At 49.7% G+C, this 20,512-nt stretch carries 15 protein-coding genes and 1 tRNA gene; 4 read left to right on the top strand and 12 right to left on the bottom strand.

All coding sequences use genetic code 11. From position 1 onward, the window contains the following. Nucleotides 1-107 precede the first annotated feature (107 nt). Nucleotides 108-194 (top strand) — tRNA-Leu (locus CZ787_RS09460). 186 nt (nt 195-380) lie between these two features. Here the strand turns inward: CZ787_RS09460 and CZ787_RS09455 are convergent. Genes CZ787_RS09455 through CZ787_RS09435 form a run of 5 tightly spaced genes read right to left on the bottom strand, consistent with a single transcriptional unit; the run spans nt 381 to nt 6,136 of the window. After that, the gene (locus CZ787_RS09455) at nt 381-1,274 is read right to left on the bottom strand and encodes an energy transducer TonB (protein WP_087108530.1); all 894 of its coding nucleotides are present in this window, start codon (nt 1,272-1,274) and stop codon (nt 381-383) included. Between the two features lie 2 nt (nt 1,275-1,276). Then, the gene (locus tag CZ787_RS09450; RefSeq protein ID WP_087108527.1) at nt 1,277-1,705 is read right to left on the bottom strand and encodes an ExbD/TolR family protein; all 429 of its coding nucleotides are present in this window, start codon (nt 1,703-1,705) and stop codon (nt 1,277-1,279) included. Beyond that, nucleotides 1,698-2,315: a MotA/TolQ/ExbB proton channel family protein gene (locus CZ787_RS09445; RefSeq protein WP_087108525.1), complete on the bottom strand. Its 618-nt coding sequence runs from the start codon at nt 2,313-2,315 to the stop codon at nt 1,698-1,700. The genes CZ787_RS09450 and CZ787_RS09445 overlap by 8 nt, the downstream gene beginning before the upstream one ends. Next, nucleotides 2,305-3,312, bottom strand: coding sequence for a putative transporter (locus CZ787_RS09440; protein ID WP_087108523.1), 1,008 nt, complete (start codon nt 3,310-3,312; stop codon nt 2,305-2,307). Before CZ787_RS09440 ends, CZ787_RS09445 begins: the two co-directional genes overlap by 11 nt. Nucleotides 3,313-3,322: 10 nt before the next feature. Next, complete coding sequence (locus CZ787_RS09435) at nt 3,323-6,136, bottom strand: M16 family metallopeptidase (protein ID WP_087108521.1); 2,814 nt, start codon at nt 6,134-6,136, stop codon at nt 3,323-3,325. A 273-nt stretch (nt 6,137-6,409) separates the two neighbouring features. Here CZ787_RS09435 and CZ787_RS09430 point away from each other — a divergent pair, with 273 nt between their 5' ends. Next, nucleotides 6,410-8,872, top strand: coding sequence for a TonB-dependent receptor plug domain-containing protein (locus CZ787_RS09430; RefSeq protein ID WP_087108519.1), 2,463 nt, complete (start codon nt 6,410-6,412; stop codon nt 8,870-8,872). Between the two features lie 98 nt (nt 8,873-8,970). On the opposite strand, the gene CZ787_RS09425 is transcribed toward CZ787_RS09430, so the two are convergent. Beyond that, entirely contained in the window at nt 8,971-9,834 is an 864-nt protein-coding gene (locus CZ787_RS09425; protein ID WP_087108516.1) for a DNA/RNA non-specific endonuclease, read from the bottom strand. 81 nt (nt 9,835-9,915) lie between these two features. Then, nucleotides 9,916-10,191 (bottom strand): Lrp/AsnC family transcriptional regulator, encoded by a 276-nt coding sequence (locus CZ787_RS09420; protein WP_018918618.1) that lies wholly within the window; start codon nt 10,189-10,191, stop codon nt 9,916-9,918. 389 nt (nt 10,192-10,580) lie between these two features. Here CZ787_RS09420 and CZ787_RS09415 point away from each other — a divergent pair, with 389 nt between their 5' ends. Continuing rightward, the gene (locus CZ787_RS09415; protein ID WP_087108514.1) at nt 10,581-10,895 is read left to right on the top strand and encodes a high-potential iron-sulfur protein; all 315 of its coding nucleotides are present in this window, start codon (nt 10,581-10,583) and stop codon (nt 10,893-10,895) included. A gap of 64 nt (nt 10,896-10,959) precedes the next feature. Here the strand turns inward: CZ787_RS09415 and CZ787_RS09410 are convergent, their stop codons facing one another. The 5 genes from CZ787_RS09410 to CZ787_RS09390 all read right to left on the bottom strand — a co-directional run bounded on the left by CZ787_RS09410 (nt 10,960) and on the right by CZ787_RS09390 (nt 19,426). After that, nucleotides 10,960-12,522 carry a SpoVR family protein gene (locus tag CZ787_RS09410; RefSeq protein WP_087108512.1) on the bottom strand — a complete coding sequence of 521 codons (1,563 nt, stop codon included), beginning with the start codon at nt 12,520-12,522 and terminating at the stop codon, nt 10,960-10,962. 25 nt (nt 12,523-12,547) lie between these two features. After that, the gene (locus tag CZ787_RS09405; RefSeq protein ID WP_087108510.1) at nt 12,548-13,837 is read right to left on the bottom strand and encodes a YeaH/YhbH family protein; all 1,290 of its coding nucleotides are present in this window, start codon (nt 13,835-13,837) and stop codon (nt 12,548-12,550) included. A gap of 40 nt (nt 13,838-13,877) precedes the next feature. Further along, nucleotides 13,878-15,800, bottom strand: a complete 1,923-nt coding sequence (locus CZ787_RS09400; protein ID WP_087108508.1) for a PrkA family serine protein kinase — start codon at nt 15,798-15,800, stop codon at nt 13,878-13,880. Between the two features lie 370 nt (nt 15,801-16,170). Beyond that, nucleotides 16,171-17,226 (bottom strand): threonine aldolase family protein, encoded by a 1,056-nt coding sequence (locus CZ787_RS09395; RefSeq protein ID WP_087108506.1) that lies wholly within the window; start codon nt 17,224-17,226, stop codon nt 16,171-16,173. Nucleotides 17,227-17,404: 178 nt separating this feature from the next. Beyond that, nucleotides 17,405-19,426: an NADPH-dependent 2,4-dienoyl-CoA reductase gene (locus CZ787_RS09390; protein ID WP_087108504.1), complete on the bottom strand. Its 2,022-nt coding sequence runs from the start codon at nt 19,424-19,426 to the stop codon at nt 17,405-17,407. A 160-nt stretch (nt 19,427-19,586) separates the two neighbouring features. On the opposite strand from CZ787_RS09390, the gene CZ787_RS09385 reads away from it, so the two are divergent. Further along, nucleotides 19,587-20,498 carry a DMT family transporter gene (locus CZ787_RS09385; RefSeq protein ID WP_087108502.1) on the top strand — a complete coding sequence of 304 codons (912 nt, stop codon included), beginning with the start codon at nt 19,587-19,589 and terminating at the stop codon, nt 20,496-20,498. The last annotated feature ends 14 nt before the right edge of the window (nt 20,499-20,512 follow it).

Genomic DNA, 20,512 nt, shown 5'->3' with positions numbered 1-20,512 from the left:
GACGCGCTAGCTTCAGGTGCTAGTGTCCGTATGGACGTGGAGGTTCAAGTCCTCTCCTGGGCACCATACGAATACAATCAGCAAAACACCCGCAGTACAAATGATGCGCCCAGGTGGCGGAATTGGTAGACGCGCTAGCTTCAGGTGCTAGTGTCCGTATGGACGTGGAGGTTCAAGTCCTCTCCTGGGCACCATTAAGCTGGTCCCGTCCGCATCATTGAACATCGCCTTTTGTGTTATACCTTCCCTGCTTTTCTCTTTTTTATTTCGCTATTCAAAGAGCGAGCGCCAGTACTGGCCTAAACACCTGCCCTGTTAGTCTGTATAGCGCTGCAAACTCGTTATGCAATGGCATTGAACAACTCAGGTGCAGCCAGGCTTTACTTGATCTGGTAACGCACGTCGATGGTGTACACCCTACTCTGCCAGCTAATACCAGCGGGAGCACGAGGGAAAGGCATAGCGCTTTCCACTAAACGGCCACCCGCCTGGTTTAATTCTCGCACGCGGGATAATCCTACCAACTGATGGCTTAACACGTTGCCATTGCGATCCAGCGTGAACTCAACCGTAATCACCTCCTCTATGCGGCGAGCCCCCATCACTCTGGGCGTCTGCTTGTTTTCAAGCAAGTGCTGACGAACCAATAAATCATACCGGTTATCGACATCCGCACTGTTAGCCTGAGCAATCCCCGTTTCTTCCATGACCACCCCCTCGGCTGAAGAACCATCTTCGCCGGCGTGGCCAGCCACTGCCTCCACCATTTCATTTTCAGCCTGAGTATTATCGACGGCTTTCTGATTGACCAAAGGCTGTTCGACTTGCTCAAGCTGCGCGGTCGGCTCTGATTGTTTAACCGGATCAGGCCGTTCAGCCACGACAGGATCGGGTACGGGTTCTGGTACGGGTTTATCAGTCTTGGCCACTGGGCTTCTGCGTTCAACAGGAGGGGCCGCCTTATCTTCTGCTGGCTCTGGAAGCTCTGACAAAGGCTCATCGACAACCTCTTGGAGAGCCTCCTTAGGGGCCGAGTCCGACGTTGTGACTAAAGGTACTTTCGCTTGAGCCGTGTCGGGCTGGGTAGCATCACTCTTTTGCTCCCCCCCCGCCATGGCGGCCTGCAACCCTACGCTCATGGAAACGCTTTCGGTAGCTTTGGTCGCCACGACAGAATCTGCATCCTGCTTTAACCAGAAAACGCCCACTATTAAGTGCAAAAAGACAGATAAGCCTACATAAAAACCAATGCGTTGCGACATCAACCTTGGCATTTCTATCCTTCTCCAGAACGCTGCAAGGCCAGGTTTGCCACCTCAAGATCCAGCTTTTGGAGAATAGAAAAAAGGGTCACCACCCTTTCCATTGGCGCTTCCCGGTCACTCTGAACCACAATTTCCAGTTGCTCGCCATGCGCCGTTTTCAACATCGCCAGATGTTCGTACAAACTATCATTACTTTCAATCACTTGGTCATCCAAAAGCCACGCCGGGCCTTCGGATTTAACAGCAAGAATTGCTAGATGCTTATCACTAGAGGACAGGCTTGTTGATTCATCTGATGCCGGCAGATTAACCTCCATAACCTGCAAAGGCACATTAATCATTAACATCATGAAGGCAATAAGAACGAAAATAACGTCTATCATAGGAGTCATGATATCTTGCAGCGCCATGCGCTGCTCTTCATCATCCAACTCAATCATGACACCCAGACCCCAACTGCAAGTTATGCGAGATATAGTTCATAACCTCGGTGGCCTCAGCGAGATGACGCCGAATATAAGACCCGATAAGTGCATGAAAAAGAATACACACGACGGCAATCACCATACCAGCAGCCGTCGTCGACAGCGCCTGCCAAAGGCCATCGGCCACAGTAGCGGGCTCCACTGGCCCCTCACTCAACCCAATGTCATAAAAAGAGCGCATAAGGCCAACAATCGTGCCTAATAAGCCAAGCATGGGCGCTAAAGCCGCGACCGTCACCAGGCCCGACATTCGACGTCTTAATAGATTAGCGTACCGCATGAGCGCAATTTTAACGGCTTCATCACGAAGCTGCTTATCGCCTCCTTGATGCAGCCTTAATTCATCAATAGCATCCTGATAACCCCGCTCGTTTATTTCAAGAATGCGGATAGCCATACTCAAATCACGACGCTTTAGTGCTAATGTCATATCTTTATAATGCTGTTTATCAAGACCGCGCTTACTAAAAACGTAGAAGCATCGCTCCATGATCAATGCCAAGGCAGCGATCGAACAAATCGCCAAGGGTATAAATGTCACAATAACCCACTTATCAGCTTGCATAACCAGTTAAAACCTCCTGACGATTAAGTTCGATCATTTTATTTTCAAAAGCATTTAAACGCTTATAAACAGAAATAAGCTCCACAATACTTGCCCAACTAAAAACCAGATAATGCAATGCGCCTTCAACTTTATTAAAGGCTCTAAGAATTTGCTGCAAAACACCTAATGTAATAGCACCAGACACAATAGTAGGTGCCATTATAATATAGGGCATGAGTGTAGATAACTGTAAATAGGAGTGTTTAACCAAGTCAAAATAGAGATAATGACGATACATGGTCACGTAATTGTGCCGCACAGAATCAAACAAACTTCTAATTGACTCAGGCTGAGCTCTTTTTTCGTCATCCTCTCCAAAAACAAGCTCTTTTCTTAACGCAGCTTCAGTTCTCTGATTATTAAATTCAAGACCCGGAAGCTTTATACCAACCAAAGCCATTAATGCAGTTCCAAATATTGCAGATATAATCGCAACATAGATTAATATATGATCAACCTCTCCCAGCAGGGGCACCTCTTTCACTTGCTTACTTAATTCCCAAAGTAGCGGCTGAAAAGCAATAAGTGTTAAAACAGACCTCAACAAAAACGTACCTAGCCCTTGTACGAGCTGAGCAAAACGCATTGTATCCTCCTGCACACGCTGAGCCGCGCCTTCTATATGACGCACTTTATCCCAGCTCTCCATATAATAGTGGTGCATAGCTGAACGCCAACGAAAAACATAGTGACGAACAAAGAAATCCAATAGAATGGCAACCACAACAAAGATAGCTGCAATTTTTCCAAACGTTAGCATATGCAATAAAAGATCCGTGGACTCCACTGCACCTGGCTCAGCCAAGGCCTGCTGAATCGTATCGTAAAAACTCCCAAACCACTCATTTATTTTAACATCCAGATGAACCTGATAATAAGTGGCCGACAAAATGGCGGTCGCGCCCAACCAGGACCAGGCCCACCACTGTCTATTCAAAAAGAAACATCTAAACATAGTTAACAACCTAGTTAGTAACAGGAAGGCCTACAAAGACCGACTGATGCGCCATAGGCATTAATTCTCCTATAACATCGGACAATGATACTTCAGAGACCAATGCCCCAAGATCATCAAAAGAACCTAAATAATGCGGAGAATCGTACGCTTCATAACTAAGCGCCAAACGACGAAGCCAAGTATTGGAGTCAGCCATCCGAATGGCTTCAGAGTAATTAACGTCTTCTCTTATTTGGTTAAAATTTTCGCTTTTCATCCAGTCATTCAGGCTTTCCATTACATCCTGATAAGCCGCAACTATAGATGGCACTTTCTCAGAGCCAGTGTAAAATTTAGCCTCGGATCTCGCTCTATTATCTCTATCGAGTGTTATCTCAAAGCTCAATGTATAAATGCCGCCCAGCTCATGTCTTAACTTTCTCTTTAAAGCTCTTTTAATAATCGGATTCAAGGTGGATACAACGAAAGCACGTTCTGGCGTCCACTGATAACTGGACTCAGACTTAATTCTTATCATGGCTCTTTGATCATCAAAAACTTCAGAGGCTAAATATCTATCTCCATCAGGAATGCTGCCATAAGAGGATAGCAATGTGCTTTCTCGATGAATAGAAGAGATATACGGAAGGACATTTTCTAAAATCTCACTCTCACTTAGCTCTCCCACAAGAAATATCGTGACGGGCTGTTTCTGTAGTTCATTGATGGCAGATACGATATCGTTAGCCGCTAACTGTTCAGCTTCATTTTCTGAAGGATGCAACTCCTCTGAGGCACTAAAAAACGCCTCTTCCAGCATACTGTTAGCACTTCTTGCGTTAATTTGCTCAAAGAGCTGATTCTGCACATCAGCCATCGCCCCGCTATCAAAACGCCAGTGATTTTGGCGGATCAAGTAGCTTTTAAATAAGCTATCTAATTTATCTCGACCAATGATAGTCGCAATATCCAGCTCATTCTGTTTATGCGCCCATGACCAATCAATTTCATTTTTCTGTTCCCATGCCTCAAGCCGGGAACTTACTACAACATCTACGTCGGCTTGCTCCCAAATCTGCACGGCTAACTGTGAAAGCCAGGGCGATACTTTATTGTTAAAATATCCTGCAGAAGAAAGCGCTTTGACATAGATATTGCCGCTTGGTGTTGATCTGTTGAGCCAAACAACTTTGTCGCCATTTTCCAATTGCCATTCAGTTATACCATCTTGAGGATACGAGACCCTATGGCTAACCGGGTAAGCACCATTAACCTGCCCATCAGACAAGTTCACTTCTTCATAAGCATCCAAAGGCTCTGGTGTCTCACGCTCATCAGAAAAAGATGACACGGGTTGATGCTCAGCGTGTTCGATAACAGCTAAACTTCCTTGGGATACCTCTTCAGCAAGCGCCATCACCTCTTCTACACTTGGTAGGTCAGCCTGCCTATCACCAGGCACTTGATAAAATAAAAACTGATCAGGTGAAGACAGCAGGTATCTTGCACGCGCGTTTAACTCTTCAATCGTCATCTCCTCAATCCAGCTTAGAAGACGAGCGGATTTTTCAGTATAATTTTCCTCAACCGTATTTTTGATAACCGCTTCGGAGAGCTTATCTTCCCATTTGGCAAAATCCCGCTGAGCCACCAGCTCTCTATTTCTCTGAACTGCCTGGCGAGCACTATCTTTCAGGGCTTCAAATTCACCCTCATTCAATCCATCACGGTTAAGCCTTTCAACTTCCGTTAATACCGCTTCAAGCCCATTTGCATAATCTGTTGTTTTAGCTGAAATAGCGGTGATCAATCGCTCATTATTTGACGACCTTAATGTCGAAACCATCTTAAAGTCACTGGATATGGCCAAGGGCGTGTTTCTTATTTCATTAAACAGCAGTTTTCTTATGAAGTAGTTCTGTAGGCGAGCGTACTGCCCCTCTAGCGTGGCATGAGGAGCGACGGGCGACCGAAACCCATAGGTAACGGCTGAACTGGTGCCTTGATCATCCTGCACCTTACCAATAACCAGACCAGGCTCAAGAGGTAACTCAATGTAATCACGTATTGGGGGCTCTACAAAAGCTTCTTGGCCGAAGGATTCATGTATGCTGGTGATCGTTTCATCAGTATCGACATACCCTGACACTATCAATGTCATGTTGCCCGGCACATAAAACTTTTTATAGAAAGCTGTAATTTGTTCAGCCGTGACAGCCTGTATATCCTCCAGCCTTCCTATGGTGGGACGGTCTACATATCGAGACCCGTTGCGAACAATTGCTTTTTTAGCATCGTTAACACGCGAGGCAACGCTTTGCCCCCGGCGCATTTCTTCAAAAATCACTTCACGCTCAACATCCCAGTCAGTGCCAAGCATTTTAGCGCCGAACGCCAGGTCATTAAGCAGAATAATTGATTCACGTATATCCAATGCATCGTCTGGACGCGTTCGAATCATAAATTGCGTTTCAGTTTGACGGGTAACAGCATTCACTTGCTTGCCTGTTTCCCAGCCAATACTATCCAGAAACGCAAAAACATCCGGCTCATGAGCTCTATTTGAACGAAACACCATATGCTCAACAATATGCGCCATACCACGCTGCTCATCGTCGACAGAACCCGCATTAACGATTAAGCGTAAATTAAAAGGCTCATCAGGGTTATCACTACCGTGAATGATATAGCGAAACCCATTTTCAAGACGCCCCTGTTCAATCGACTCATCCCACTGCAGCTCTTGTGCTTTAGCAATATTACCCAGCACAAACAGACTAAAAACAATCAACACAGCTGAGCAAAGCTTGCTCCCACTCTTATAACGCTCTCTGCAAAACATTACACCCGCCTTAATGATAGAAAGACCCGACGCTCAGTCATGGTTAATTATTCTTTTGATCACTCATTCCCTCCGACCAGACGAAACATGAGTAGTCAGAGTGATGCGCCCTACCGCAAATTTTCGGGCAGTTGACGCCCACATTACGAAGCTAATCATTCATCGCACAAGAAAGCAAATGATCATGATTTTCATTAGCGTTCTCATATTAACATGTTATGATTCGCTGACAACAGCTACTAAACCGTATAGATATCAAGGAGTCGAATACGAATGAGAAAAGCTGCTTTGGGGTGCACTTTTCTATCAGCGGTTAGCTCGAGTGCCGTACTGAGTGACGAAAAGATTGACCTTGGAGAAATCGAAATTACTGAACAGGCCTCAATCTATTCAAACATTGAGCGTGTCAGCCCTGCCTATGAAAGCTACGACCCTATTAATTCAGGGTTGTCGGTCATTAGTGGTCAAGCGGTAGAAAACAGGCGTGGAGGTGGAATTGATACAACAGAACTGTTGCGCCCTCTTCCATTTGTCCAGATGGATGCACGTTCGGACGATGCCACAAAAGAAAACATACAGTCATTTAGGCCGCAGGATTTTTCGATTTCAGGTGGTAATTACTACGATAACAACATAAGTATTGATGGTGTCTCCGCAACGTCACTACATGATGTAACAGCGGCCTCGGGCGACAACGATTGGAACAACGTTTACACACAAACCTCTCAAACCTTTTACATTGATCCAACACTTATTGGTAACGTGGAAGTATTCGACTCCAACATTTCGGCCAAGTATGGCGATTTTATCGGGGGAGTCGTTAATTACGAAATTCGCCAACCCAAAGATGAATTTTCATTCAATATAACGACGGGCTTTCAAAGTGACAGCTTAGTCAAATATCATGCTCCTATCCCTGATGAAGATGATCCGCTTGACGCTCCTGCTGACTTCACAAAGTACCAAACATCAGTAACGGTTGATCTCCCCGTCACCGATAAGCTTTTCTTGTTAGCCGGCTATACCAGAGCAGAATCCAACGTTCAGTACAAGAAAGATCCTGAGCTTGGGTCCTTGACGCACTATAACGGCGATGTCTCGCAAAACTTTTTACTCAAAGGGCGCTACCTCTATAGCAATGATTTGACGTTCGAGGCGCAAATAGCTCACAGCCCTTATCGTAGCGAGCGCGATCTACCAAATACTTATAACGGTTTGACCACCAGCGATTCCAACGGAACTCAGGGATACTTTTCCGCATCAGGCTTCCTTGATACGACCAGTTGGGAAAGCAAACTCTCTCTGATGCACAACAATTCAAGCCGCCATGCCAGGAATCAACGCATTGCATGGCGAGGGGACTCAGTTGACTGGTGCTTTACAACACGCAACTGCTTTGAAGGCGGGGTGGGCAACCTTAATCAAACGCAAACAGACTATACGTGGAAAACAGATTTTTCTACCTACCTGCAAAGCGGCACACTTAATTATGGGAGCGAATTAAACTATTCCAACGCACAGAAGAGTCGTGATGAAGAAGCTCGCTACTATTATTTATCCCGCTCTGCCGGTAGTGAAGAGTTTAGCTGCGCACCCGGTGACCCTGCTTGTAATGGCCTAAATGCCGCCTCAAGAGATTTGGTCTATCAACCGTTTAATGCTGAGGTAAGTATTTATAATCATTCGCTTTGGGGCGAATATCTAAACACTTACGGAAATATAGATATTCGCGCAGGCGCGCGTTACTCCTATGACGACTTTCTGGGCAACCATAACGTGGCGCCCCGCCTGACGGGCACTTGGCAGTTTGTTCCTGATACATTTTTAACGCTAGGCGCTAACCGCTACTTTGGAAGAAACATGGTAGGGTATGCGATTAATGAGCAAGTTCCAGTCCACACCTGCTACGAGCGCCAGTTAAAAAACGCCCCCGATAACAGCTATGGCGGAGTACCAGGCAAGTGGGATGCCTGTAACTTTCAACCCTCGGTTACCAACTACTCTTCCTCTAACCTGCAGACCCCTTATAGTGACGAGTTGACGGCGTCACTGACGATTCCAACGCCACTGAATGGCCACTTGCGCCCTAAAGTCGTGTATCGTGAAAACCGCGACCAGTTCTCTCGCAGCGAAAAGCTTACGGATCGTGATGGCAATGATTACTATACGATGTCTAACGATGGAGAAACGGATTATCTTGGTTATGCGTTGGAGTGGTCTGGTAGCTATAAAAGCCATTTTTTCAATGCAAACGTGGTTTGGTCAGAAACTCGGACTAATGGAGCCGTTGATTATACGTATGAAGCCGACGATCAAAATGAGCTCGTCTATTACAGCAATGCAATCATGTCTATGGCCGACCTACGCGAACAAGATGCACGGCAAAACTTCGCAGCCCCCTTCAAAGCCTCTGTGAACTGGGCAACGGGCTGGCTTAACGGCAATTTAATTACTGATACCAGTTTAAATTATCGCGGTAAATACGAGTATTTAACCGATTCCAGAGAAAACTATACAGACAATGAGGGCAACACTTATGATATCTATGAGGACACTAACACGGGGTCTTTGACGACCGTTGATACGAATATTAAATATTATTTTTTAAACAAAAACATCCACAACGCCTCAGTTGATTTTAGAATTAAAAATATATTCGACAGGGTCACAGGTAATACCAGCAACTATCAGATTGGACGCTCTTTCTGGCTTGGCTTGAATTACGCATTTAACTGATAACCTGCATAATGCCCCTCAGCAAGGCGAGCATTTTATTGAACGAGAGCGCTACTCGCTAACATATAACGCTCGCCGCCAATCGCTACAATGATGATTTACTGAAAACGCCCTGGTCGCCGTGCCACCTCCTCCAGCGCCCACCCTTGCGTGCGCAACTCACCTTCCAGCACGGTTTCCATTTCGGGTGTCAGGTCCGGGAAAAAATTAAGCCCAGTACGCGCTTCTATTTCATTAATAGTGACCAGGTAATCATCTAACGGCTCGTTGCCGCGAACACCCTGGGGCATGATGAACGCCAGTGCGAGCGGTGCCTCATCGTGTGGGGCAACAATAATCTTATAGAACGCCTCTGGCACTTCGACAAAGCCCACCCGATTAAACACATTATCCATGAAATGTTCAGGGAATATCGGCCCGGTAATCACCTGTACGCGATCAAAACGCGGCGCAAAGTGGTTGATCACCGACTCTTCCAACCGCTGCCATAGCTGACGATTTAGATTAGGCCGCTGCGGCGTCATGTTACTCATCAAAAACGTATCAACCTGGGCATCGCGCCCGTGCACTGCGGCAATGGCATAGTTAGGTGCCATATGCCCCCGATCATAGCCACTACGGGCATAGCTGTCGGTTTTTACCGGCCAGAGGGTCCGCCAATCCGCTTGAAAATTGGGCCGTGAGCCAATCTGCGTCCCTTCCGGCACCGCCTCCAGCTGGTAACTCACCCACAGCGGGTTAACACGCACATCCGACCAGCCAACTAAATAGCCCTCATTGCGTAATACGCGGTGAAACGTTGTGGGATGAAAACTCTCCCACGTGGGAACGCCCATCCAGGTATACGCATCCTGATGCTGACGCTCCTGAAACTCCCATAACCCAGCTCCCGCGACCACAAACAGCAAAGCAACGCCCAGACGTCGCCCCTCTCGACGCCAGCGCCAAAACGATATCCCCACGTTCCCCTACTCCCCACACGCTAATTTTTATCGCCTGCTTATGACACGCGGCCATTGCTGTGGCCGGTGCCTATGTCAACATTACCAGCCTAGTGAAAACATGGTTTCAAGATCGTGGCGTGAATGTACCTGCATGGCGTTAAGCGTTTCCGTATCGCTGATACCTTCAACCTCGTTAAGGCGCTCGGTGACCAATTCAGCCAGGCTTTCAAAATCTCGCGTACGTGCAATGGCCACCAGGTCGTAACGCCCGCAGGTTGAGTACACTTCACTAATGCCTTCTACGTCCGCTAAACGCTCCGCTACTGCTTTAACCTGGCCTTTTTCGGTATTAATTAAAATAACTGCGTTTTGCATAGCGTCCTCACTGAAAAATGTAAGTGATACCGGGGCCCATCGTCATTTTACTCACAACGCCTACACCTGTTTAATGGCGTAATACGCAAGAAAAACGTCAACAGCCGCCAAAGCGTGGAGTATAACAGGCCTGGTTAAATCCGCAGCCTGGACACAAAATCTCTCTAAATCCTTGCCTTGCACGAAGAAGTCGCGCGCCACGCATCTATTCGTTAGCATGGATGGATAACAACGCGATATTTAGGGTCAAACGGTTGGTGCTCAAAACAGCATGTAACAAAACGGTCAGCAATAAACCGTTAGTCATTGACCGCTAGTAATAAACAGAAGCGATGGCCCACCATCCGATCACCGTGACTTATCGATGAGAGTGACCTTAAGGAGAGATCATGGCTAATCAGAGCCGCCGTCATTTTATACGCACCAGTATATGGGGGCTGGCAACCCTACCCTTGGGCATCGGTATTTTATCGAAAACGGCCTTTGCTCAATCGCTACCTCGCCTTGACCCTTCCGTACCGAGTGCCCAAGCGCTGAGCTATGTTGAAAAAGCGAGCGATGCCAGCGACCACCCTGCTTATACATCAGGTGAACGGTGCGACAACTGCATGTTTTATACCTCTGGTAATCAAGGCTGCCAGCTGTTTCCTGAAAACAGCGTTGAACCTGGTGGCTGGTGTCAATCCTGGGTAGCTCAGGGGTAACGCGGCTAAAAAGCCCTGCCAAACGCAGGGCGTTATACGTTACTCGCCTGTACGTTGTAATCATTTACGGATTGTCTTTACTTTCCTCCTCTATGGGCCAACGGTAGCGATGCGTCACCCGCCCTTCATCCATGGAAACCAGACGTACAGGGAACCCCCAAAGCTCATGCAGGTGCCGAATAACCGGGTAGACACTACGTCCAAGGGGGCGGCGACAATCCTGGACATGGTGCAGTGTTAATGAGCGATCTCCCCGGATATCAGCCTCAACCACTTGAATATTTGGCTCTTTCACCGATAGCGCGTACTGAGTAGAAAGCGCATCGCGCACCCGGCGATAGCCCTGTTCATTATGAATAGCCGCAACTTCGAGTGTTTCCGACTGATCATCATCCACAATTAAAAACAGCTTAAGGTCGCGCATTACCTTGGGCGACAGAAACTGCTGAATAAACGACTCATCCTTAAAGTTGCGCATAGCAAATTCAAGCGTACTACGCCAAGGCGTACCCGCAATATCAGCAAACCACTGATAATCCTCCTCGGTCGGTGCTTCGCATATCCGTTTGATGTCCATAAAGATGGCAAACCCCAACGCATACGGATTGATACCGTTGAAGTAAGGACTATCAAAGTCAGGTTGATTAATGACCGCGGCGTGAGACTGCAAGAACTCAAGCATCAGACCTTCATCAACATCGCCTTCGTCATACAAGCGATTCATCAACGTGTAATGCCAAAAGCATGCCCACCCCTCATTCATGACCTGAGTTTGGCGCTGGGGGTAAAAATACTGCGCCAGCTTGCGCACAATACGTACTATTTCACGCTGCCAAGGGGCCAATAACGGGGCATTTTTTTCAATAAAATAGAGCAGATTTTCCTGAGGCTCCGGCGGGTAAATTCCGCCGCTGTGCAGTCCTAGCGGATCGTTGTCGCTGTTAAGGCTACCAGGCAGCGGTGACGCATTGTCAGGCGGCTCAGGAATCGTACGCCACAACATATTCACCTGCGTTTGCAGGTAGGCTTCCCGTTCATCCTGGCGCCTGGCCTCCTCTTCAGCCGAGATCGGCGAAGGTCGCTTATAGCGGTCAACGCCATAATTTTGCAGCGCGTGACACGCATCCAACAGTTGCTCAACCGCATGAACGCCGTGGCGCTCTTCGCATTTAGCAATGTAGTGACGTGCAAACACCAGATAATCAACGATCGATTCGGCATCGGTCCAGGTACGAAACAGATAATTGCCCTTGAAGAAGGAATTATGCCCATAGCAGGCATGCGCCATGACCAGCACCTGCATCATCAGGGTGTTTTCTTCCATCAAATAGGCAATGCAAGGGTTGGAATTAATCACCAACTCGTATGCCAAGCCCATTTGGCCCCGCTTGTAAGCTTGCTCAACGGCCAGAAACTGCTTACCAAACGACCAGTGATAGTAGCCCACCGGCATGCCCACACTGGCGTAAGCATCCATCATCTGTTCGGTGGTGATGACTTCTATTTGGTTGGGGTACGTATCCAGGCGGTACTCGTCGGCAAGCGCAGCCAGCTTGTCGTTAAAGTGCTCCAGAATACTAAAATTCCAGTCAGAACCAGTCGCAATGGGCTTTTGGGACGCATTCATAGCGTACTCCTCAACACGCACGCGTTTAGCGCGCTTGATTCAAGCGGCGTTTAAACAGCTCACGAAAAACAGGGTAAATATCACTGGCTTCGACAATTTGGCGCATCGTAAAGCGTTCAGGAAAGTGTTCAGCGACGTTCTGGTACTCATGCCAAAGCGACTGATGATCGTGAGGGGTAATTTCTACATACGCGTAGTACTGAAGTTGAGGCATCAGCTTTTTAATCAGTAAATTGCGGCAGGTATTGGAATCATCGTCCCAATTGTCGCCATCCGATGCCTGAGCCACGTATAGATTCCACTGCTCGGCGGGATAGCGCTTTTGAATAATGTGATCCACCAGCGTGAGTGCGCTTGAGACAATGGTGCCGCCCGTTTCGCGGGAGTAAAAGAACTCCTCCTCACTCACTTCTTTTGCGGCTGTATGGTGGCGGACAAACACCAGTTCGACCTTTTCGTAGTGTTTCTCTAAAAAAAGATAAAGCAGCAGAAAAAACCGCTTCGCAATGTCTTTATGGTTCTGTGTCATGGAGCCTGAAACATCCATGACACAGAACATTACCGCCTGGCTTGAGGGCTGAGGCTGCGCTGCCAACTGGTGATAGCGCAAATCGTAGGTATCAATAAACGGCACTGCCTCGATGCGTTTCTTTAAACGCTCGATGTCAGCTTTCAGTTCAGCCACCCGTGCCGGATTACGTAGCACGCTGTCCTTGCGCTCTTCTGCCTCCAGTGCTTGCTCAGCTTCTTTTAGCGCTCGCTTGATCGGTGCTCGCATGGCAATACGGCGGGCGTAGGCCTCCCGCATGGAACGCGTAATACTGATACGCGAGGGCACGCCATCCCGGGAAAGGCCCGCGCGCACCATTTTTACTTCTTCCAATGATTTAAGCGGCTTACTCTGCAGGTGCGGAAGCTCCAAACCATCGAAAACAAACTCTAAAAACTCCTCCCGGCTAAGCGTAAACGCAAACTCATCGTTACCTTCGCCTTGGTCAGAAGCACTCCCTTCACCCGCGCCGCCTCCGCCGCCTTGGCCACTGGGGCGGCGAATCCTGTCGCCCTGTAGAAACTCTTTATTACCCGGCGAGACGATATTGCGCGCCCCACCAGGGCCATGCTGAAACACCGGCTCGGAAATGTCCTTGGTGGGGATAGAGATTTTTTCACCGCGCTCCATATCGGTAATGGAGCGGCGGTTAACCGCCTCTTCAACAGAGCGCTTGATATGCTGACGGTAGCGCTCCAAAAAGCGCTGCCGGTTAACCGCGCTCTTATGTTTGGCATTAGGTCTTCGATCAATAAAGTAGGTCATACGACCTCCTTAACCCAAAGGGCTTTTGCAGTACCGGCGCTTACTGCGACTTGCGCACGCGCAGGTACCACTCGGAAAGCAGACGCACCTGCTTCTCGGTATAGCCGCGCTCCACCATCCGAGCGACGAAGTCCTCGTGCTTTTTCTGGTCCGACTTTGAGGCCTTGGCGTTAAACGAGATGACCGGCAAAAGCTCTTCGGTATTGGCAAACATCTTGTGTTCAATAACCCCTTTAAGCTTCTCATACGACTGCCAGCTGGGATTCATGCCATTGTTCTGGGCACGCGCTCGCAGCACAAAGTTAACCACTTCATGACGGAAGTCCTTGGGATTGGAGATGCCCGCTGGCTTCTCAATTTTTTCAAGCTCTTCATTAAGCGATTGGCGATTCAACTGCTCGCCGGTATCCGGGTCGCGGTACTCCTGGTCTTGAATCCAGAAATCGGCATAGGTGACATAGCGATCAAAAATATTCTGCCCATACTCGCTGTAGGATTCGAGATAAGCCGTCTGGATCTCTTTGCCAATAAACTCCACATAGCGCGGAGCCAAAAACTCTTTAATAAAGCCCAGATAACGCTCAAATACTTCAGAGGGCAGTTGCTCACGCTCAAGCGCTTGCTCCAGCACATACAGCAGGTGTACCGGGTTAGCGGCAACCTCGGTGCTGTCAAAGTTAAATACCTTGGAAAGAATCTTGAACGCAAAACGGGTGGAGAGCCCTTGCATGCCTTCGTCCACACCTGCCGCATCGCGGTACTCTTGTATCGACTTGGCACGCGGGTCGGTATCTTTTAGATTTTCGCCATCGTACACGCGCATTTTGGAGTAGATACTGGAGTTCTCGGGCACTTTTAACCGAGACAGCACCGAGAATTGTGCCAGCATGCGCAGCGTATCGGGCGCGCAGGGTGCGGAATTGAGGGAGGAGTCTTCCAGTAGCTTTTGATAGATTTTGATCTCTTCAGATACTCGCAAGCAGTAAGGCACTTTGACGATATATACGCGGTCAAGAAAGGCCTCGTTGTTACGGTTATTGCGAAATGCCTGCCACTCGGATTCGTTGGAGTGCGCCAGGATAATGCCATCAAACGGAATGGCGCCCATCCCCTCCGTTGGGTTGTAATTCCCCTCTTGGGTGGCGGTTAACAGCGGATGTAGCACCTTGATCGGCGCCTTAAACATCTCAACGAATTCCATTAACCCTTGGTTAGCGCGGCAAAGCCCGCCCGAGAAGCTATAAGCATCCGGGTCATCCTGGGAGTAAAGCTCAAGCTGGCGGATATCGACTTTACCCACTAACGAGGAGATATCCTGGTTATTCTCATCACCCGGTTCCGTTTTAGAAATCGCTATCTGGTGCAGCCGCGAAGGATAAAGACGCACTACACGAAACTGGGAAATATCGCCGCCGTACTCTTTTAAACGCTTGGCGGCCCAAGGGGACATCACACTTTTCAGATAGCGCGGCGCAATCCCATACTCTTTTTCAAGCAGCTCGCTATCCTCTTCAGGTGAGAACAGCCCAAGCGGCGACTCATAAACGGGTGAGCCTTTAATGGCGTAAAAAGGGATGCGCTCCATTAGCAGTTTTAAGCGCTCCGCAAGTGATGATTTACCGCCACCCACCGGCCCCAGCAGATAGAGAATCTGCTTGCGCTCCTCAAGCCCTTGGGCGGCATGACGGAAGTAAGCCACTATCTGCTCAATGGCCTCCTCCATACCATGAAACTCAGCAAAAACCGGGTAGCGGCGTATTACCTTATTGGAAAAAATACGCGATAAGCGCGGGTCTTTTGCCGTATCAATAACAGTAGGCTCGCCGATGGCGTCCAGCATACGCTCCGCGGCGCTGGCATAAACCGTTGGGTCACGACGACAAAGCGCCAGATACTCTTCCAAACTCATGTCTTCTTGCTGCACGCGGGAAAAACGGTCTTGAACGTGGTCAAAGATGCTCATGGAACTCTCCTATGGCCATCCCCAGGCAATCACCACCCAGATGAATATTTTATCGTGGTGAGCCTAACGAGGTGTCGCTCTATTAGCGTAGCCAGCATTAGCAAAATGTGATGACTAAAACTTCAACGCTAACATGTGATACGCATAGGCATTCGCCAGAAAAGCCCTGCACTTAAAAGGCAGGATGTTGATACAACAGTGTTTTAACCAAAAAGCACTTCATCAGAAACGTTTAACGATTCTCTAATGATCAACATTGGCATGGCGGGCCAGACGTCACGCCTTTTTATTGAGCATCTACAAAAAACCGCCGCTGCGTGTGCAGCGGCGGTAAAAAAAGCGATACGCCTGAAAACTCCAGAGTCTCTTACTACCCAGAATGCTGTTCAAGAGCAATTTTGACATCCGCGATAAGTAAATCCAGTAATTCAACGGTGGTATTCCAAGCACATACAAAGCGTGCTCCTCCGGCGCCAATAAACGTATAGAAGGTCCACCCCTTGGCTTTTAGCGCGCTAATTGCATGGGCTGGCAACTCAACAAAGACGCTGTTTGCCTGGGCAGGAAACATCAACGACACGCCTGGCAGCGCTTGCAGCCCTTGCGTTAAATATTGTGCCATTGCGTTAGCATGTTGAGCATTGGTGAGCCACGCCCCACTCTCCAAAAGGCCTAGCCACGGCGCTGATATATAGCGCATTTTGGATGCCAACTGACCTGCCTGCTTGCAGCGATACGAAAAATCTTCTGCCAGCTCGCGATTAAAGAACAAAATCGCCTCACCCATCGCCAAGCCATTTTTAGTCCCAGAAAAACACAATGCATCAACACCTACCTGCCAGGTCAGCTCGGCAGGCGTAGCATTCAAGCTGGCACAGGCATTGGCAAACCGAGCGCCATCCATGTGTAGGCGTAAATCATGCTTATCGGCAATGGCACGAATGGCCAGTAGTTCTTCGCGGGTATATACCGTTCCTACTTCGGTTGCCTGGGTCAGCGAAACCACTTTAGGTTTTGGGTAGTGAATATCGCTCCGCCGAGTAACCAACGCCTCAATCCCCTCAGGGGTAAGCTTGCCATTCGCTCCTGGCGAGGTCAGCAGTTTGGCGCCATTGGAGAAGAACTCCGGGCCGCCGCACTCGTCGGTTTCAATATGCGCCAGCTCATGACAAATCACGCTATGGTAACTGCGCCCCATCGCAGAAAGCGCCAGTGAGTTAGCCGCAGTACCGTTAAAAACAAAAAACACTTCGCAGTCGTAATCAAACATTTGACGAAAGCGGTTCGCAGCACGCTCGGTCCAATGGTCATTGCCATACGCCAAGTCATCAACCTGATTAGCGTCCAGCAGATACGCCATGGCTTCCGGACAAATACCAGAAGTGTTATCGCTGGCTAAAAAACGGGGGGTACACTCCGACGTCATGGCAATTATCCTTTTTCACTGACATTGTCTTTCACTGACATTGTCTTTTGCAGACACAGTTACAGCGCCAGCTGGGTGCCACTAGCGCCTTTAAACATCACGTTATGCTTAATAAGGTGATGGGTCAGCCAGTCTATCGTCATTTATGGACGAGCGTCACCCGCCACTATCAACGCGTTTAAAGCTGGGCAGCCAAGCGCATTCCCTGATCAATAGCGCGCTTGGCGTCAAGCTCTGCCGCCTCATCGGCACCGCCAATGATATGAATCTGTTTACCGAGCGCCTCAAGCGGCGCCACTAAATCACGCACCGATTCCTGCCCCGCGCATACCACCACCGTATCCACACCCAGCACGCTGTCCTCGCCATTGCGGCGAATATGCAGCCCATCATCATCAATTTTAAGGTACTCGCAGCCCGTCAAGGTCGAAACGCCGCGCGCCTTTAGCGAAGCCCGGTGTACCCAGCCCGTGGTTTTACCCAGGTACTTGCCAGGCTTTGAGGTTTTACGTTGTAGCATGACAATGTCACGTGCTACAGCGGGCGCCACAGGGGCTTTTAAACCGCCGCGTTCGCTAACGGCCAGGTCAACGCCCCACTCGTCGCACCAGGTATCGATATCAAGGGCCGGATGTTCTTCATGGGCCAAAAGCTCGGAAACGTCAAAACCAATACCGCCTGCCCCGATAACGGCAACCCGGCGGCCTACCCGTTCAGGGGATTCAATGGCATCGGCATAGCTCAGCACGCTGGGGTGTTCAGCGCCGGGCAGCGACAGCGTGCGTGGGCGTACGCCGCTGGCAATAATAATATCGTCAAACTCAGCCAGTGCTTCTGGGATGGCACGGGTGTTCAAACGAATCTCTACCGCGTACTTTTCCAGCATTACGCGGTAGTAGCGTAGGGTTTCGTTAAACTCCTCTTTGCCTGGAATCCGGCGCGCGTAATTAAACTGCCCGCCCAGCGTGTCACGCTGCTCAAATAGCACTACGTGATGGCCACGGCTGGCGGCAGTAACGGCCGTGGCAAGCCCCGCTGGTCCACCGCCCACCACGGCCACGCGTTTAGGCGTGGTGGCGGGTTCAATCACAAGCTCGGTTTCATGGCAGGCGCGCGGATTAACTAAACAAGAGGTTAACTTGCCTGCAAAGGTGTGATCCAGGCAGGCCTGGTTACAGGCAATGCAGGTATTGATTTCATCGGCCTGCCCCGCTTCGGCTTTACGCACCCACTCAGGATCCGCCAAAAACGGCCGCGCCATGGACACCATATCGGCGTGGCCTTCGGACAGCACCTGTTCGGCAATCTCTGGCATATTAATCCGATTAGTAGTGATCAGCGGCACCGAAAGCGCTGTTTTTACTCGCCGGGTCACCTCGGTAAAGGCGGCACGTGGCACGCTGGTGACAATCGTGGGCACCCGCGCTTCGTGCCAACCAATCCCGGTATTGATGATATCGGCACCCGCTGCTTCCACCGCCTGGCCAAGCGTAACGATCTCTTGCCACGTACTGCCGTCTTCCACCAGGTCAATCATCGACAGACGAAAAATCACCACAAAGCGCTCGCCCACTGCCGCTCGAATGCGTTTAACAATTTCAAGTGGAAAGCGCATGCGCTGCTCAAAACTACCGCCCCAGGCATCCTGACGCTGATTGGTACGCTGGCAGATAAACTGATTAATCAGATAGCCTTCCGAGCCCATTATTTCGACGCCGTCATAACCTGCCTGTTGCGCCAGGCATGCGCAGCGCACGTAGTCGGCAATTTGCTGCTCAACGTCGTCACTACTTAGTTCGCGGGGAGTAAACGGATTAATGGGTGCCTGAATTGCCGAGGGCGCCACCAATTCAGGCGAGTAGGCGTAGCGCCCCGCATGGAGAATCTGCATGCACAGATGCCCGCCTTCCGCGTGAACAGCCTCCACGACTTGACGATGCTCTGCCAGTTGGCTTTCATCGGTTAGCGCGTTGGCGCCCTGAAACACCGCACCTTCCGGGTTTGGCGCAATCCCCCCGGTGACGATTAAACTTACCCCGGCCCGCGCACGCTCAGCATAAAAAGCCGCCAACCTTGCAAACCCATTGGGCGTCTCTTCCAGATTGGTATGCATGGAGCCCATTAAAATGCGGTTGGGTAGCGTTAAATGGCCAATCGTAATTGGCTGAAAAAGATGCGGGTAAGCGGGCGCACGGGTCATTACGGTTCTCCTTGGCGTTATTCAAACAAGCGTATGACATCCAAACGCCGTCGTACAGCCCTTTACTACTTACCAACGACATCCAGAGCCATCGCTTCTCAGTCTTGCTCATTGCGTTAAAGCACGTAACATTATCCGGCTAACGATAAGGAAAACCGCTATGCCGTTGATTTACTTTTTGCCGCCACTTGCCACCGTGCTGATCTGGTCGGGCAACATGACCATCAATCAGTTGACCGTAGGCGCTATTGCGCCGAGCAGCATCGCTTTTTTACGCTGGCTGTTGGCGCTAGCGGTGATGACACCCTTCGTGCTTCCGGCCGTGCTTCGTCATCGTGCGGAAATACGCCGCAACTGGCCGAAACTCGCCTTACTGGGCCTTTTAGGTATGGGGTTATGGCAAGGGCTGGCCTATGTTGCAGCGGAAACCACAACGGCTACCAACATGGGCATTCTAGCTGCGATGGTACCGCTTTTAACCGTGCTGCTGAGTGCGCTTATCCTGCGTGATCCGCCAACCCTGGGCGGCGTTATGGGGGGCGTGCTGGCCTTTATCGGCGTCACCGTGTTGCTGGGCCGCGGTAATCCCGTATCGCTTCTTCAGCTTGAAGTTGCCCATGGCGATGCGCTAATGGTGGTGGCAGCAAGCTGCTACGCGCTCTACGGCGTTATGCTAAAGCGTTGGAAAATGAACTTACCGCCTTGGGTAATGCTCTATGCTCAGGTATGTTTTGCGGTACTGTTTTTGCTGCCGCCCTATTTGATGGGGCCAATGACGCCTGTAGATAGCCAGAACATTGGGCTTATTCTCTATGCAGGCATTCCTGCCTCCGTCATTACCACATTTTTATGGATGCGCGCGGTCCGCCAAATTGGCGCTAACCAGGCGAGCATTTTTATCAACCTGATGCCTCTGTTCAGCGCACTGATTGCCATGGCGATGCTGGGCGAACAGGTGGCTGGCTTCCACTTTGCCGGTGGACTTCTGATTCTGGCGGGCGTCATCATGGCGCAAACCTTGACGCGCCCACTGGTGGGAAGCGTGTCGGTGAATAAGCCGGGCAGCGCCTAGCCATCATGTACTAG

This window comes from Halomonas citrativorans (assembly GCF_900163645.1).
Lineage (GTDB): Bacteria > Pseudomonadota > Gammaproteobacteria > Pseudomonadales > Halomonadaceae > Vreelandella > Vreelandella citrativorans.
The sequence above is the reverse complement of the archived record's forward strand: the minus strand, read 5'-3'. Positions and strand labels throughout refer to the sequence as shown.